This is a genomic window from Thermoanaerobacter wiegelii Rt8.B1 (assembly GCF_000147695.2).
In the GTDB taxonomy this organism is placed as follows: domain Bacteria; phylum Bacillota; class Thermoanaerobacteria; order Thermoanaerobacterales; family Thermoanaerobacteraceae; genus Thermoanaerobacter; species Thermoanaerobacter ethanolicus.
Window position 1 is genome coordinate 163,647 of the sequence record NC_015958.1, and the last position, 17,147, is coordinate 180,793.

The 17,147-nt window shown below is 36.0% G+C and carries 11 protein-coding genes; 10 read left to right on the forward strand and 1 reads right to left on the reverse strand.

Annotated features, from left to right (window positions below):
• Nucleotides 1–41 precede the first annotated feature (41 nt).
• Both THEWI_RS00835 and wecB read left to right on the forward strand, forming a co-directional pair.
• Entirely contained in the window at nt 42–1,115 is a 1,074-nt protein-coding gene (locus THEWI_RS00835; protein ID WP_014062064.1) for a glycosyltransferase family 4 protein, read from the forward strand.
• Complete coding sequence (gene wecB, locus THEWI_RS00840) at nt 1,112–2,266, forward strand: non-hydrolyzing UDP-N-acetylglucosamine 2-epimerase (RefSeq protein ID WP_014062065.1); 1,155 nt, start codon at nt 1,112–1,114, stop codon at nt 2,264–2,266. Before THEWI_RS00835 ends, wecB begins: the two co-directional genes overlap by 4 nt.
• A gap of 22 nt (nt 2,267–2,288) precedes the next feature.
• On the opposite strand, the gene THEWI_RS00845 is transcribed toward wecB, so the two are convergent.
• Complete coding sequence (locus tag THEWI_RS00845; RefSeq protein WP_003868964.1) at nt 2,289–2,585, reverse strand: hypothetical protein; 297 nt, start codon at nt 2,583–2,585, stop codon at nt 2,289–2,291.
• Nucleotides 2,586–2,946: 361 nt separating this feature from the next.
• On the opposite strand from THEWI_RS00845, the gene THEWI_RS00850 reads away from it, so the two are divergent.
• From THEWI_RS00850 to THEWI_RS00885, 8 genes are all read left to right on the forward strand, one after another.
• Nucleotides 2,947–3,696, forward strand: a complete 750-nt coding sequence (locus THEWI_RS00850) for a YwmB family TATA-box binding protein (protein ID WP_006569917.1) — start codon at nt 2,947–2,949, stop codon at nt 3,694–3,696.
• Nucleotides 3,697–3,702: 6 nt separating this feature from the next.
• Entirely contained in the window at nt 3,703–4,953 is a 1,251-nt protein-coding gene (gene murA / locus THEWI_RS00855) for a UDP-N-acetylglucosamine 1-carboxyvinyltransferase (RefSeq protein WP_004399967.1), read from the forward strand.
• A 493-nt stretch (nt 4,954–5,446) separates the two neighbouring features.
• The gene (locus THEWI_RS00860) at nt 5,447–7,396 is read left to right on the forward strand and encodes an OPT family oligopeptide transporter (RefSeq protein ID WP_003868967.1); all 1,950 of its coding nucleotides are present in this window, start codon (nt 5,447–5,449) and stop codon (nt 7,394–7,396) included.
• 53 nt (nt 7,397–7,449) lie between these two features.
• Nucleotides 7,450–7,812, forward strand: a complete 363-nt coding sequence (locus tag THEWI_RS00865; protein ID WP_014062066.1) for a PqqD family protein — start codon at nt 7,450–7,452, stop codon at nt 7,810–7,812.
• 128 nt (nt 7,813–7,940) lie between these two features.
• A complete protein-coding gene (gene ald, locus THEWI_RS00870) occupies nt 7,941–9,065 on the forward strand; it encodes an alanine dehydrogenase (RefSeq protein WP_003868969.1) in 1,125 nt (374 codons plus the stop codon).
• A gap of 477 nt (nt 9,066–9,542) precedes the next feature.
• Complete coding sequence (locus THEWI_RS14090; RefSeq protein ID WP_014062067.1) at nt 9,543–9,701, forward strand: hypothetical protein; 159 nt, start codon at nt 9,543–9,545, stop codon at nt 9,699–9,701.
• A 143-nt stretch (nt 9,702–9,844) separates the two neighbouring features.
• Complete coding sequence (locus THEWI_RS00880) at nt 9,845–11,545, forward strand: PEP/pyruvate-binding domain-containing protein (protein ID WP_014062068.1); 1,701 nt, start codon at nt 9,845–9,847, stop codon at nt 11,543–11,545.
• A gap of 301 nt (nt 11,546–11,846) precedes the next feature.
• On the forward strand, nt 11,847–17,144 hold the full coding sequence (locus tag THEWI_RS00885; RefSeq protein ID WP_014062069.1) for an IPT/TIG domain-containing protein: 5,298 nt from the start codon (nt 11,847–11,849) through the stop codon (nt 17,142–17,144).
• The last annotated feature ends 3 nt before the right edge of the window (nt 17,145–17,147 follow it).

Consider the following 17,147-nt stretch of genomic DNA (forward strand, 5'->3'; position numbering starts at 1 on the left):
TGAATAAGATAGAGTGAAAAACTCTCAAGGAGTGTTAAAAAATGAAGGTATACCTCCTATCTTTTATTGTGGCATTTATAGTGTCACTTATTGCTACTCCCATAACGAAAAAATTGGCTTTTGCGATTGGAGCCATTGATATACCTGATGAAGAAAGACGCATCCATACAAAACCTATACCCAGATTAGGTGGATTGGCTATATTTTCTGGTACGATAATAAGCATATTACTCTTTTTGCCCAAAACTTCTGAAACCATTGGTATAGTCTTAGGAGCCACAATAATTGCAGTCTTGGGATTGTTTGACGATAAGTACAGTCTTAGTGCAAAAATTAAACTTTTAGGACAAGTTGTAGCAGCCGTAGTACTAATAATAAGTGGTGTGAGAATAGATTGGCTTTCTAATCCTTTGGGAGATGGAATGATATATCTGAAAAGCTGGGTAGCCATTCCTCTTACGCTTTTTTGGGTAGTAGGGATTACAAATACTATGAATCTCATCGATGGCCTTGATGGACTGGCAGCAGGAATAGCAGTCATATCATCGGGTTCTCTTTTTATAGTCTCTCTTTTAAATGGCAGATTTGCAACCGCTGTTATTTCAATCGCTATTGCTGGTGCTGCTTTAGGTTTTTTGCCTTACAATTTTAATCCTGCAAAAATTTTTATGGGAGATACAGGGTCTATGTTTTTAGGATTTGTGCTGGCAGCTATATCCATACAAGGAGCAGTAAAATCAGCAGCGGCAATCGCCATTGCAGTGCCAATTCTTGCCTTAGGAGTTCCGATATTTGACACAGCCTTTGCAATTATTAGAAGATTAATAAACGGCAAACCAATTATGGAAGCAGATAAAGGACATTTGCACCACAGGCTTTTAGAAAAAGGCCTTACACAAAAACAGGCTGTGCTTATAATGTACGGCGTAAGTCTGTTGCTAGGAATAAGTGCTATATTGATATCTTTCAGTAGCGAATTAAAAGGACTGATAATCCTTTTGATTTCAATTTTGCTTGTAATGTGGGGTGCAGATAAACTTGAGCTTTTAGAAAGGCAAAAAAAGGTACACAAGCTCGTTGATAATTGCAACATATTAAGGAGTGTAAAATTATGACATTAAAAATCATATCTGTTTTTGGGACAAGACCTGAAGCTATTAAAATGGCACCTCTTATTAAAGCTTTGGAAAGAGAAAAAGATTTTGAATCAAAAGTTTGCGTTACAGCCCAGCACCGGGAGATGCTCGATCAGGTGCTGAGGCTTTTTAATATTACTCCGCATTATGATTTGAACATCATGAAAGAAAAACAGACATTATCTGAAATTACTACTTCTGCCCTTATAGGGCTTGAAAGAGTCTTTAATAGCGAAAAACCGGACCTTGTACTTGTACACGGAGATACTACAACAACTTTTGCTGCTGCATTAGCAGCTTTTTATCACAAAATTAAGGTGGGACATGTAGAAGCAGGGCTGAGGTCTTTTAACAAATGGTTTCCATATCCCGAAGAGATAAACAGAAAGCTTACAGGAGTTTTGACAGATTTACACTTTGCTCCTACAAGCAGGGCAAAATTGAATCTTTTAAAAGAAGGAGTAAGTGAAGAAAGCATTTTTGTTACAGGCAATACTGTCATAGATGCAATGGCATATACTGTAAAGAAAGATTATGTATTTAGGGATGAACGGCTCAACCAAATTGATTACAATGATAAAAAAGTTATTGTAGTTACAGCTCATAGAAGAGAAAATTGGGGTAAACCTCTTGAAAATATATGCAATGCCCTCAAAAGGATTGCTCAAAATTACAAGGATGTTTATATAGTATATCCTGTCCATAAAAACCCTGTAGTGAGAGAAACTGTATTTAGCATGTTGGGGGAACTTGGCAATGTGCTTCTTTTGGACCCTCTTGATACAGACGAAATGCACAATCTCATGGCAAAATGCCATATGGTGATGACTGATTCGGGGGGCTTACAGGAAGAAGTACCTTCTCTGGGCAAACCCGTGCTTGTTTTGAGAGATGTTACAGAAAGACCGGAGGCTGTTGAAGCAGGGACAGTAAAAGTAATTGGAACAGAACAGGAAGTTGTATACAATGAAGGAACATTGCTTCTTGAAAACAAGGAAGAATATGATAAAATGGCTAATGCGGTAAATCCCTATGGTGATGGTAAAGCCTCTTTGAGAATAATTCAGGCGATAAAATATGCGTTTAACTTGAGTGACACAAAGCCAGAGGAATATAAAAGCGGGGAGTAAACCCCGCTTTTATGAATTTATTTTATTTATTAGCTTCTGCTTTTGTTTGACTTTTAGCGATTAGGTACCACAAATAACCAATTACTATTGCCCCAATGAATCCACCTATTACGTTGTAATCAGCGACTATCCAGCCCCATTTGCCAAGATAAGCGCCGCCAAGCCATGCTCCTATTAGATGTGCAACTAGTGCTGCCCAGTATGTTCCGTAGATTTTATTTAGCTTTTCGCCGTAAGATTCTCCAGCTTTGGAATTGAACAAAGGATGAAATACAAGACTAGATATAAGTCCTACTACAATAAGTGTTACCCAGAACATATACTACACCTCCTTTTTGAGAGATTTTTCCTTCCACTTATAATTTTACTTTATAAAAATTATAAAACAAATTTGATTTTTGACCTTATTTGACTAAAAAAGTTCACCAGGAAAATTTATCTACACATATCTGACCTTTTCTGACTTATTCTCTTTTTATCTAATTATTTCTAATAGATGTCCGTTTTTCCTATTATGTAAATAATGAAATTTTTTAGATTGATGAATAAATCTTGTTATTTCCGTTAATAATTAAAAATAGAAGGGCGGTAAAAACGGCGGATCCATTCTCCCCCTTGTGGATTCGCTGATAATTTTACCGCCTTTTCTCTTTAAGAAAGTATATATGGAGGTATGAGGTATGGTTAAGAGGATAATTATAGGAATAATAATTTTTACAGTTTTATTTTCATTGAGTGTCCAAAGACAAGCTTTTCTTTCTTTTGATGATAATGTAGAACTTGTAAAGATGACTTTCTTAAATACGGGTGCAAAATATGAATATGCAAATATAAACGCATGGGCAAAGATTAACAATGATTTTACATCTTTTTACAAAATAAATGAATATGTCGAAATAGCGATAAAAAACATGAATATCAATAAGCAAAAAACCAAAATATCTCGCATTGAAGAAAACAATTTTAGACAAGTGGAAGTGGAATATACGGAAAACACTAGACATATAAACATAGCAGTTCAAAGTTTAAAGAATGGTTCAAATAGCGAAACTTATATGTTAATAGACGAATATCTTATTAACGGTTATGACAATGCTTTAAAAGAGAAGGCACTTATAAATAATACTTTTAAAATATTCAAGCTAAAACCTAAGGTAACAGTATGTTTTGTCGGAACTTTTAAAGGTAAGTTGAATAAAGAAAAAAATAGTAGTATAGTTAAATTAGTACTTGACAAATTACATGCACAAAAAGTAGAAGGAATGGAAGATGAAAACATAATAAGTGTTTCTGCTTATTCGAGCAAATTAAAAGAATATATTAAATTAGGAAGTGAAAAAATAAATTTAAACGTAGCAATAAGATATAGTTCTTTTGATGATAAGACTTATTTGTGGGTTGCAACACCTATTATAGCTATAGAATATTAAAAGAGGGTGATAAAAACGAAATTTATTGTTGAAAAAAGTCCACCCCTTAAAGGAAGTGTAAAAATAAGTGGAGCTAAAAATTCTGTATTACCTATAATTGCCGCTTCTTTATTATCATCAGGAGAAATAGTGCTAGACGACATACCTACTTTAGAAGATGTTAATGTCATGATAGAGTTAATTAAGCATTTTGGTGCTATATGTGACTTTGAGAATGAGAAATTAAAAGTAAAAGTAGATATTAAAGATATAGAAGCCCCCTATGATTTAGTAAAAAAAATGAGAGCATCGTTTTTGGTGATGGGACCTATACTTGCTAGGCTTGGGCATGCTAAAATTTCTATGCCAGGTGGGTGTGCTATTGGTTCTCGCCCAATAGATTTGCATTTGAAAGGATTTCAAACTTTGGGAGCAGATATTACTATAGGACATGGTTATGTAGAAGCACGAGCTAAAAAATTGACAGGCAAAAAAATTTATTTAGATTTTCCAAGCGTTGGAGCTACAGAAAACATCATGATGGCGGCAGTTTTTGCAGAAGGAGTTACTATAATAGAAAATGCTGCGGAAGAGCCGGAAATTGTTGACCTTGCCAATTTTCTCAACAAGATGGGAGCGAATATTAAGGGTGCTGGTACAGATACAATAAGAATTGAAGGAGTAAAAGAGCTAAAAGGGGCTGAGCATACTGTCATACCAGATAGAATTGAAGCGGGGACCTTTATGGTAGCAGCTGCAATGACTGGAGGAAATGTTCTTATAGAAAATGTCATAGTGGATCACGTCAGGTCTATAATTGCGAAATTAACAGAATGCGGAATTAAGATAACAGAAGAACCTAAAGGACTGCGAGTCAAAGGAATTAAAAATTATAAAGCGGTGGACATAAAAACTCTTCCTTATCCAGGCTTTCCTACAGATATGCAAGCTCAAATGATGGCTATGATGACAGTGGCAAAAGGGACAAGCGTTATAATAGAAACAGTTTTTGAAAATAGATTTATGCATGTGGATGAGCTAAAGCGTATGGGGGCAAATATAAAGATAGAAGGAAGAAGTGCTGTTGTTACAGGAGTAGAACATTTGACAGGTGCAGAAGTTAAAGCAACGGATTTAAGAGCGGGAGCAGCCTTAGTATTGGCTGGACTTATTGCAGAAGGTAAAACTGAAATAAATGATATTTATCATATTGACAGAGGTTATGTAAAAATGGAAGAAAAGTTAAAAAATCTTGGAGCAATAATATATAGGAAATAGAGGCGTCATATTGACGCATTCAGACTGTAGACAAACTTTCGAAAATAGGATATTTTGCATAAGGAACGACTTGTGACAAAGCGGCAACAAAACTTAACAAGACCAAGGGTGGAGGCAGGGCCGAAGCCAAGGAAGGCGGAGGCGGGCACTAAGACAAGGATGTCGAATGTGCCCGGTACCCTGCCGGAACCCGAAGGTCGAGTTTAGTTTTGTCGCTTTGGAACATCGGAGTGACGATGCAAAATATCCTATTTTAAAAATTTTTGACTTTGTCAACAAACTGGAAGCGTCATATTGGCGCCTTTTTTGTATGCAAAAAATTTTTAAGAAATAGAAGGATTTTTTTATATTTTGAAGAATAATATAGTGTAGTATAAATTGTGTATAGTTTTTAAATGTAAATGTTTAATTAGACACAAATAGAGGGGGGATGACATAAAAGGACAAAATTTGTTAAATTTTGTTCAAAATCATTTTGAATAGGAGGATTAAAATGGCCAAAGCACAAGGTTCAGAAAAGAGAAAATTGTCTCATGATGCTTACGGTGGAGTGCATGGTAGTGAATATATTCCCTTTATACCGGCAGATAAAGCACTTCCAGAACTTACAGCTGTGGCAGTCATAGTTGGCAGCTTATTTGCTATACTTTTTGCTGCTGCAAATGCCTACTTAGGTTTAAAAGCTGGTATGACAATTAGTGCCGCTATCCCGGCTGCAGTATTAGCAACGGCTTTATTAAAAGGTGTTTTTAAGCGAGATAGCATATTAGAGTCAAACTTAGTGATGGCTATTGCTGCAACAGGTGAAAGCCTGGCGGGTGGCATCATATTTACTCTTCCTGCTATTATTTTGTGGGGATTCGAGGACCAATTTACTTTAATTAGAATTGTTTTTGTCGTTTTAGTAGGTGGACTTTTAGGTGCTTTATTTGTAATTCCTTTAAGAAGATATTTGACAGTTGAAGAACATGGCAAACTTATCTATCCTGAAGGAATGGCTGCTGCTGAAGTACTTGTGACCAGCAATCAGGGTGGAACAGGCTTTATGACAGTTTTATCAGGCATGTTAGTAGGTGGAATTTACAAGCTTTTATCTGGTGGCTTTGGAATATGGTCAGAAAACCCTTCTTGGGTTATAAAGAGGTTTGAAAGTACGGAAGTAGGTGTAAATGTACTTGCTTCTTTAATGGGTGTTGGCTTTATTGTTGGTTTGGATGTAGCACTTTACATGTTGGCTGGTAGTGTTCTTGCTTGGTTAGGGTTAATACCTCTTATAAAATTCTTTGGGGCAGGACTTACCACCCCAGTATACCCTGCTACGGACCTTATTAAAGATATGTCTGCGGGTGCCATATGGAGTAAATATATTAGGTATATAGGTGCAGGTGGCGTTTTAGCAGGAGGTTTCATAAGTTTAATAAAAGCTCTTCCTACGATAGTAAAAGCTTTTAGAGAATCAATGGTAGGGTTAGGAATGAAAGGCAAAGATGTTAAAAGGACAGATATTGATGTTTCCTTAACGTGGGTAATATTTGGAGCGGCCTTTGTATTTTTTGTAGCATGGTTAGCACCTTCTCTTGGTGTTACTGCATTAGGAAGTTTGTTAGCAATATTGTTTGCCTTCTTCTTTGCAGTTGTATCCGCAAGAATTACAGGACTGGTAGGAGTTTCTAACAATCCTGTGTCTGGTATGACAATAGCTACATTGCTCATTGTAACATCTGCTTTGAAACTTATTGGGGTTGTTGGAAACGAAGGGATGGTAATAGCTATTACCATTGGGGGTATAGTATGTGTTGCTACTGCTATAGCTGGAGCAAATGCACAATCTCTGAAGACTACTTTTATTATAGGTGGAACTCCCAAATATGTTGAGATATTTACCTATGTTGGTATAATAGCCGCCTCAGTATTTGCTGGATTAATTTTAATACTTTTAAATAATGCTTACGGTTTCGGCTCAAAAGATATTCCAGCACCTCAAGCTACCATCATGTCAATGGTTGTAAAAGGCATTATGACAGGTGACTTGCCTTGGACCTTTATAATAGCAGGTGTTTTTATGGGGATAATGGCGGAGATGATGCACGTTCCTGTACTGCCATTTGCATTAGGACTTTATTTGCCTTTTGAATTAAGTGCCGCTATTGCAGTTGGTGGTATAATAAGATGGATAGTTGATCAACGTTACAGGAAAAACGAAAAATTGCAAAAAGAAAAAGTGGAAAAAGGTATTCTCATTGCCTCAGGACTAGTTGCTGGAGATGCCTTAATGGGACTTATTATTGCTGCTTTTGTGGCTTTAAAGATAAATATAGATTTTGCTTCTAATTGGATTACAAATACCTCATCGTTTGCACCGTGGTTTTCATTAATAATGTTCTTGTTAGTTGGATTATTCCTATATTTATACACTTGTAAGAATGATAAAGAAGAGGCTTAAAAAATCAACACTCCCATCTAAAGTGGGAGTGTTGATTGTAAAGGGTGGAAGAGATGAAAAGCAAAGGAAAAAAGAGCGACAATTTCTTGCTTTATGTACCTCATCGTAGTGATAAGGTAGAATGGGAAAATAGGAAAGGAAAAGTAGTGTTTATATTTCATCATAACAAATTGATTGAAAAAACAGTGAGGCTTTTTGTTAAAAGGCCAAAGATCACTACTTTAGAGTTAGATGAAATAGGAAGTGCTGTATGGAATTTAATAGATGGTGAGAGGAATGTTTATGAAATAGGGCAAAAACTAAAAGAAAAATTTGGAGATGAAGTTGAGCCTCTTTATGAAAGGTTGATAATGTTTATAAGATATCTTAACAGAAGAGGATGGATATATTTTTCAAGGAGTGGACATTCTAAATAAAAAGATAGTATGTTGTTTGCTTAAAAATTTTTATGATTTCTATTTTTTGTTGAAGGATTTTTAGTATTTTTGTAGAATTAATATATTGAAAAGGTTTTGGCAAAAGATTGATAAAGGGGAGATAGAATATGAAAATTGGTGTTCCCAAAGAGATAAAAACTGCAGAAGCTCGTGTGGCTATTACTCCTGCGGGAGTGGAAGCTTTTATAAAAAATGGACATGAAGTATATATTGAAAAAAGTGCAGGAATGGGAAGTGGCATAACTGATGAAGAATATGCAAAGGCTGGCGCTAAAATACTTTCTACTGCAAAAGAAGTATTTGATGTAGCAGATATGATAATGAAAGTAAAAGAACCGCAGCCAAGCGAATATGACTATTTCAAAGAAGAACAGGTTCTTTTTACTTATCTTCATTTAGCTCCTGATAAACAACAAACAGAAGCTTTATTGAGGAAAAAAGTGGTAGGGATTGCTTATGAGACAGTACAACTAGATAATGGAGCTCTTCCTCTTTTGACTCCCATGAGTGAAGTAGCTGGAAGGATGTCGGTGACAATAGGAGCTTATCTTCTCACCAACATAAATGAAGGAAGAGGAATTGTAATGGGGGGAGTCCCAGGAGTAGAGCCAGCAGAAGTGGTAATAATAGGTGGGGGAACAGTAGGTACAAATGCAGCCAAGGTAGCTGTGGGGATGGGAGCAAGAGTTACAATATTGGATGTAAATCCTGCAAGACTTGCATATCTTGATGACATATTTGGAGGACGAGTTACAACTTTGATGTCAAATAGTTTTAATATTGCTCAGAGTGTGAAAAAAGCGGATTTGTTAATAGGAGCAGTTTTGATACCTGGAGCAAAAGCACCAAAGCTTGTGACAGAAGAAATGGTAAAGACGATGAAGAAAGGTGCAGTAATAGTGGATGTTGCAATAGACCAAGGTGGTTGTATAGAGACATGTGATAGAACGACTTCTCACAAAGACCCGTACTTTATAAAACATGGAGTAGTACATTATTCTGTGCCTAACATTCCAGGAGCTGTTCCGAGAACCTCTACTTTTGCTTTAACTAACGTAACATTGCCTTATGCTTTAGAAATAGCAAATAAAGGATATAAGAAGGCTCTACTTGAGAATAAAGCTTTATTAAAAGGATTAAATGTTTATAAAGGAATGGTAACATACAAACCTGTTGCAGATGCTCAAGGTTTAGAGTATGTCGATCCTGTTGAAGCTTTAGATAAAGAGTAAGATTTTCTGAATGAAAATATCTACCTCTCACAAAGAAATTTTGTGGGAGGTTTTTGTGTGCGCCCGGCATGGGCGATAGCTAGGCGGTGAAAGTCCGCTGTGGGCTTGGTAGTGGGAACCACTAGCCGAGAGCAAGGGTGTCCATCGTGAGGTGGAATCTGAAGGAAGCTTAAGGCAAAATCTCGGTCTGATGAACAAGAACCAGATAAGAGGCTGAATTGGGATGGATGAGTTTGCACATCAAAACAAAGTCCAACACTACCCGAATCCCATACAGTAAATCTGGCAGATATATGAGATGAAAGCAATCGTTCTTACCCGGGGAGGTCTCAAGGATAAGTCATGGAAGTAAAATATGAAGTGACAACCCATACAGTGATGTATGGCTGAACCTTGAGAAGTCAGCAGAGGTCATAGTACTTATCTAGACATGAATAGATAAGGAAGGACTGAACATTAGGAGGTTTCGGAAATCTTATGAACTCGAGAGATATGCGAAGACTGCAGACAACTCAACAAAGAGGCTATCCGTTGGATAGAGAAAGGGAATTTCAAAAGACAACGGAAGTGCATAGTATATCATCGGCGTCAAGGGATGGAAGAAATGATGTACTAAGAATTGTACATAATTCCTAATGAACCGCCGTATACCGAACGGTACGTACGGTGGTGTGAGAGGACGCTGAATAAAATAATTATTCAGCTCCTACTCGATTGTTTACTAAAAAATCTCATGTTATAATTTGTGTAAAGTTAAAATGTCAATAGGCGGTGAAAAAATGGCTGGGACTTTATTATATAAAGATTATGATCCTCGCTTGAATAAAAAAAATAATGAGAGAATTTTTGGAGAAGGGCATATTGGAGGGAAAGCTTCGGGACTTTGTTTTGCAGAAGAAGTATTAGAAAAATATAACGATGTTTTTAAGCAAAGTGTAAAAATACCTGAAAGCTTTTTTATAGCTACTGATTATTATCAAATGTTTTTAAATTATAATAATTTAAATGACATAACGGAAGATACTCCTTATGAGGAAGTAGAAATGAGATTTAGAGAAGCTAAATTTCCTCCAGAATATAAAAAAGTGCTGACAGAGATTTTAAATAAAATGTATTATCCTTTAGCTGTGAGGTCTTCTTCTTTATTGGAAGATAATGTAAAATATTCTTTCGCTGGCAAGTATTATACCACTTTTATTCCTAACAAAGGTACAGATAGAGAAAGGCTTAAACAATTAGAAAAAGCTATTAAAGAGATTTATGTAAGCGTATATGGCCCAGATGCTGTCGCATATAGGAGAAAACATGCTCCTGATCAAAAAGAATTAATGGGGGTAATTGTGCAACAACTGATAGGTTCACAAAAAGGCATGTACTTTTATCCAGAGGTTTCTGGAGTAGGCTTCTCTCGAAACTACAGACGGTGGACTGACAGAATTAAAATAGAAGATGGAGTTGTGAGATTAGTTTTTGGCTTAGGGACAAAGTGTACAGGTAGAGGATATGCGAGAATTTTTTCTCTAACTAATTTGCGCTTACGACCCGAAGGCAATAATCCTAAAGAAATTGCCAAAAATTCACAAGAAGCTTTTGATGTATTAAATTTAATCACAGGAGAAGTAGATACTTATAACATCAATGAAACACCTCAATTTTTAGCTTATCATGAAAAAATAGGTGATATTGCTCAAATATATTCAAAAAGAGAAAATGCGATTTTTGACATAAATATGGTAAATAGCAGTGATGCCTCTAATAAATATATCTTTACATTTGAAAATTTTCCCAGAAGGCATAAAGGATTTTTTAATATAATTTCTAAACTATTTAAGTATCTCGAAGAAGAGATGGAAATGGCGGTTGATATTGAATTCACTTATGACTTAAAAAAAGGCGAATTTTATCTTCTTCAAACACGACCATTGAGTTCTTACGAAAGTTTCAGAAAAGTCCACATTCCTAAGGATATTGAAAAAAAATGTGTCTTGTTGAAAGGGGATAGGATGCTTACAAATGGCATCTTGAAAAACATAAGATATATAGTATACGTAGACCATGAAGTTTATAGCCAATATAAAGATAAACATGAAATTGCGAGAATAATAGGAAGACTCAATAAAAGTATAGGAGATAGATACATTCTTGTAGGTCCGGGAAGATGGGGTTCCTCCAATCCCTATTTAGGGGTACCTGTTATATACAACGAAATATCTAATGCCGCTATGATTGTAGAACTTGGAATAAAAAATGGCGATTTTATGCCGGAACTTTCTTATGGTACACACTTTTTTGCTGATTTAGATGTAGACAATATTTTGTATATGCCAGTTTTTGATGGATATGAAAATAACATTTTTAACGAAGAATGGTTTAAAAAAGGGGCATATATCGACACAGGAGTAAAAATTTTTGAAGGACGGTTCGACGCCTATTTAGATGGAGATAAAATGATAGGATATGTGATAGCACAAGAAAAATAAAAAAGTCGATTTATGTATAAAAAGATATAAAAATAACAAAAAATGAGACTTAAGTCCTATTTAAAGTACCAAAATAATGTAATATAATTTAAACTGTAAGAATGATTCCCCTTTTCCCCATAAAATTTAATATATTCTGCACCCCCAACCCAATATAGGCTGCTTTAAAGCAGCTATTTTTTTGTTTTTGCTAAAGTTTAGCCTTTAAAATGCCGATAAATAAGGTTAAAGGAGTGTTTTGAGAATTGTTTCACATAGAACATTTTACCATTTATTCATAAATATGAGAGGAGCATGTCGAATGAAGAGATTTTTGTCATTGGTTATTGCTGTAAGCATGATATTGTCACTTTTCCCGGGAAATATGTCGAAAGCATATGGAGCATATTCTCCAAATATAACATCGGTAGCTTCTTTGAGATTAGATGGGACAATGGCATCTCCTGCTAAAGGTCCTGTTGACCAATACACTGACATAAAAATTACAGGAAGCGGTTTTGTTACATACGACACAAATGGCAATGTAGTCTCTTCTGTCAGTGCAGTTTACATTGATTCACCCATAGATTCCAATAAGCTCACAATACTAAGTGCAAATGAAAATACAATTTATGCAAAAGTTCCCCCAGCGTCTAAAATTGGTCTTAGCCCAGATACTCCTTATACTATAATAGTTCAGCGAAGTGACGGACAGAGTGCAGCTATATTTAATGGCTTTACATATATAAATAACCCATATATTTCAAAAGTAGCTCTTGATAACTTTATTACACTTGTCAAAGATTCCAATGGCAATATTATAAGCAGAACTACAAAGTCATATATAAGAATGGAAGGAAGTTATTTAAATGACATAGGATTAGCTCAGATCAACGGAGAAACAGCTTCAGTTGTTTCGCAAAGCGGTTCTGTGCTTATTACGACTATTCCTCAAAACATTAACATAGACCCTACAACTTTATACACTGTAAATGTCACAAATATATACCGTGGGCGTTCTAATACAGTGCAAACGAATATTTATGCTGTAAATCAAGACATAACAGGATTATCTCAGTATACTGTCATTGTAGGAGATACAATTACTATATATGGTCATGGTTTTTCCACTCTTGGTAGCGGATTTAAAGTGTATGTAGGAGCGAATCTTGTAAATTCTTCAGATGTAAATATAGTAAGCGATACTGAAATGACTGTAAAGGTTCCTGCTCCTAAAGATACGACACTTGAGTATCAAAATATTGATATTGTCGCAGCTGACGGTTCTACTGCTACTTTAGTTGATGCTTTAAAAATAATACCTACACCTGCTGTAATTACCATAGATAATATTACTCCAAATGCAGGTTCTGTATCAGGAGGAACAAAAGTTATAATTGTAGGACAAAATTTAAGAGAAGATTTAATAGTAAAATTCGGTGGGGTTGTAGCAAAAAGTGTACAAAGTATCACTTTGCCTGGTCTTACAGCAAATCAGCGTGCTATACAAGTTACTACGCCTCCTTACAGTAAGTCCGGTCCTGTGGATGTGAGTTTAGTTGACCCTATTACAGGGTATACTGTAACCAAACAAAATGGATTTTTCTACCTTGCTGTTGAAGATACTATGGTAGTTGTTGATATGAATCCCGACCACGGATATGAAAGCGGAAACACAGATGTGACATTGTGGGGATTTAATTTTCAAAGAAGCGATGACCCTTCCCCTTACACTGTTAATTCTGACAACACAGAAATAACTTATACCAATACAAATTACACTTACAAAGACCCTGCTACTGGCAATTTAGTAGAAGGTTCCAGGGAAAGAAAACTTTATGTCACTTTTGGCGGTAACAAAGCCCAGATAAAAAGCATATTCAATCCTGGAACGGGACAACAAACTTTAAATGTGTTGTCTCCTAGTGTGACACTTAATCCCCCTGGACAAGATATGCCAGTAGATGTGGTTGTTACAGTGGAAACGACTATAAAAGATGCTAATGGAAATGTAGTCATGCACTACTCTGAACAGAGTTCTCCACCTACAAAATTTACTTACAATCCATTGCCTTCAAATCCCCAAATTTTAAGCATATCACCCGGTTCGGGAAGCCGTGCCGGTGGAGATACAGTGATTATTCAGGGATTTGATATAAGGCCAGGTGTAAAAGTGTACTTTGGGGATAAATTAGCTACTGTTAAAGATTTAACAACTGGTGGAGACAATAAGTCAGTGCTTACAGTTATTTCGCCACCATCTACTGCTTTGGGTTATGTAGACGTGAAAGTTGTAAATAAGGATGCGGATGCCAATAGAGGCTTTGCAATTTACTCAAAAGGCTATTATTACTATACTGCTCCTTCTATAAGCAATATTTTTACAAATTTTGGTTCAAAATATGGTGGTAACTTTATTACAATAACAGGTAGTGATTTTTATGTAGGGCAGACAGTCATAGATGGGGTGTATATGCCTAAATATCCTGATGTAAGAATTGGAAATATTCAATTAAAAGTAATTTCTGTTGAAGACAAAGATGGCAATATAATAGATGGAAAGAAACTTAACATTGGTACAAAGATTAAAGCTATAGTACCTGAAACACAAGTGCCTTATACAGTTGGATGGCAAGATATGACAATTCAAAATTACGATGGCATAAGTGGTACTGTAGGCGGAAGTGTGACTTTGCAAAATGCTTTTGAGATAAAAGATACTCAAAAGAATCCGACTATTACCTCCGTTGACCCTAATAAAGGGCCCACAAAAGGTGGCACACCTATCAAAATTTTGGGAAGCAATTTTGAAAAGGGAAGCATAGTTACAATAGATGGAGTGCAGGCAACCGTCACAAAAGTCTTAAGTGGCAATACTGAAATAGATGCGACTACGCCACCGGGGACATTGGGCAAAAAAATTGTTCAAGTTGTAAATCCTTCTGACGGCGGTACAGCGACATTAGTAGATGGATTTGAGTATCTTTTGATTGAAACAAAGCCCCAGATAACTAAAGTTGTTCCTAATTACGGCGGCAAAGGGACGCTTATATACATTTTTGGAAGTGACTTTTCACTGAAAGTTGGGGATAGCGAAGGAGCAAAAGCTTATATAGGAGATACTGTTCTTGAAAATGTGTATGTAATAAATGACACGACAATTACAGGAATAATACCTGACATGAGGTACTCTGGCCTTTACGATATAAAAGTTGTAAATCCTGATACTGCTCAAGCTGTGGCTCCCGAAAAGTTTCATTTCCTTGTACCAGAAAGTAGCCCAATAATAACTTCTGTATATCCGAACTTTGGTACAGTAAAGGGTGGTACTTCTATCTTGATTGAAGGAAGTGATTTTAGAAGGGGTGCAGAAGTATTTATAGGAGGCAACAAAGCTACAAACATAACTGTAAGTCCTGATGGAAAGACGATAACTGCTACTACTCCTCCAGGAGTTCCAGGTAAAACTTATGTAACTGTTGTAAACTATGATGGTGGCAATTACACTTATGGAGTTCATGAGGGGGAAAGCGGGTTTACATACGTTGTGCCCAACAGCCAGCCTGTCATTACAAAGATAGAACCTAATAGCGGCTCTACTTATGGAGGACAAGAAGTGACCATATATGGTCAAGACTTTAGAATTTCTAAAGACGAAAATGGAAATATACTAAAAGATGAAAACGGCAATCCAATAGGCCCCGAAGTGTATTTTGGAAATGTCAAAGCGGAGAAGGTTACTTATATTGATTATGGAACTTTAAAAGTTATTACACCTCCTAACGCGCCTGGAAAAGTCAGAGTAACTGTTGTAAACTATGATGCAGGGCTTGGGTACATTGACAATGGATATACTTATATTCAATCGAAACCTCAGATTAAAGAAGTTATACCTCCAAAGTTTGATAAGGCTGGAGGAACTTATAGTATTATCATAGGAAGTGATTTTGCAGTTCCTGTATATGATAACGACAAATTAGTAGTACCGGGTTCTTCTGTTTATATTGATGGAGCTAAAGTGCATGATGTAAAAGTTATAGACAGTACAATGATAAAATTTACTGCTCCTCCAGTGGACAAAATAGGCATGAAGGAATTAAAGGTGGTAAATCCAGATGGAGGAACTGCTGTATTTAAAATAGAGTATGTATCTCCAAGCTCACATCCTTTGATAACTTCTATAACTCCAAATAAAGGCAGTATTAATGGGGGCACTTATGTAACTATCAAAGGACAAGACTTTAGAGAAAAAGTTAAAGTGTATTTTGATGCTTATGAAGCGAAAGTAGTTGCGAATACCTCTGATACTATTACTGTAATCACTCCTGCCGCAGACCCGCAGAAAGACTTAGACCGTCTTGCGGATGTGACAGTGTTTAATGTTGATGACGGAGGAAGTTATACTTTAAAAGAAGCGTTTATGTATATCGCTACAGAGTCCAACCCAAAGATAACTTCTATTACTCCTAATACAGGGTCTACAAAAGGAGGAGAAACAGTAACCATAACAGGTAATGACTTTAGACAAGGAGCAAGGGTGTTTTTTGGAGATGCGGAAGCTTATAATGTAATTGTGAAAAGTTATAACACGATTGTCGTGACAACCCCAGGGCATGCAGAGGGAAAAGTAGATGTAATTGTGAGAAATCCCGATTATGCAAATGCTGTTTTGCCTCAAGGTTTTACCTATGTGCAAACAGTACCGGATAATCCAGTAGGCTTTTGGGCCGAATCAATAGCCGGTAACGACCATACATTATATTTACATTGGTCAGAGGCAAAAGGAGCAAAATACTATGAAATCTATGGTAAGACAGCTAATTCGGCAGATTACAAATTCGTTGCTGCAACAGATAAATTGGAGTATTACGTGACAAATCTTTTGCCAAATACTACTTACTCCTTTGCCATGAGAGCTGTAAATGATTTGGGCCCCAGTGATTTTGTATACACTTATGCTACTACTGATACTTCTTCTAACAGCAAATATGACACTTCTGTTACAGGAGTAAAAAATGACACTACTTATGCAACAGCAAACGGCTCGCTGGTCATTACATTAGGAGATGATATTTTAAATACGACTACTTATAAAATTGATTTGACAGGCAACCAATATAAAAATATAAGCAAATGGGTTATAAACATACCATCTAAATATAAAAATAAGACTTTTACCACTATATGGGTTATAATGCCTGGATTTAATATAAAATTTACCCTTAACAGCCTCTACCTATCAGGAGATTATGACAGAATAACAATAAATAAGCTATCGGATAAGACTTATGACGAAATATCAAGAAATATGCCAAAAGGGTATAAGATATTATCTGACATTTATGACATGACTTATGAAAAAATTGACGGCGATAAAACAAGCAGTTATCCATATTTTTACAACAAAGTGAATGTAGCATTAAATGTTGACAAAAATAGACTTGGCAGCAGGAATATAAGCTTTTCAAAGCTCATGTATATAACGGCTTGCATGAGTAGTGTACCATGTACGGGGCTGTCAATAAGCAATAATGGCATATCAAATATGATGGTAGATAGCGCATCGAATAATGTATTAGGTGATATATCTTATCCTGGCAGGTTAGCTGTTATTTATTGAGGA

What these genes read in the sequence shown, in the direction of transcription:
- THEWI_RS00835 (WP_014062064.1), top strand. Translation starts at nt 42, where the DNA reads ATGAAGGTATACCTCCTATCTTTTATTGTGGCATTTATAGTGTCACTT.
- wecB (WP_014062065.1), top strand. Translation starts at nt 1,112, where the DNA reads ATGACATTAAAAATCATATCTGTTTTTGGGACAAGACCTGAAGCTATT.
- THEWI_RS00845 (WP_003868964.1), bottom strand. Translation starts at nt 2,585, where the DNA reads ATGTTCTGGGTAACACTTATTGTAGTAGGACTTATATCTAGTCTTGTA.
- THEWI_RS00850 (WP_006569917.1), top strand. Translation starts at nt 2,947, where the DNA reads ATGGTTAAGAGGATAATTATAGGAATAATAATTTTTACAGTTTTATTT.
- THEWI_RS00860 (WP_003868967.1), top strand. Translation starts at nt 5,447, where the DNA reads ATGGCCAAAGCACAAGGTTCAGAAAAGAGAAAATTGTCTCATGATGCT.
- THEWI_RS00865 (WP_014062066.1), top strand. Translation starts at nt 7,450, where the DNA reads ATGAAAAGCAAAGGAAAAAAGAGCGACAATTTCTTGCTTTATGTACCT.
- ald (WP_003868969.1), top strand. Translation starts at nt 7,941, where the DNA reads ATGAAAATTGGTGTTCCCAAAGAGATAAAAACTGCAGAAGCTCGTGTG.
- THEWI_RS14090 (WP_014062067.1), top strand. Translation starts at nt 9,543, where the DNA reads ATGAACTCGAGAGATATGCGAAGACTGCAGACAACTCAACAAAGAGGC.
- THEWI_RS00880 (WP_014062068.1), top strand. Translation starts at nt 9,845, where the DNA reads ATGGCTGGGACTTTATTATATAAAGATTATGATCCTCGCTTGAATAAA.
- THEWI_RS00885 (WP_014062069.1), top strand. Translation starts at nt 11,847, where the DNA reads ATGAAGAGATTTTTGTCATTGGTTATTGCTGTAAGCATGATATTGTCA.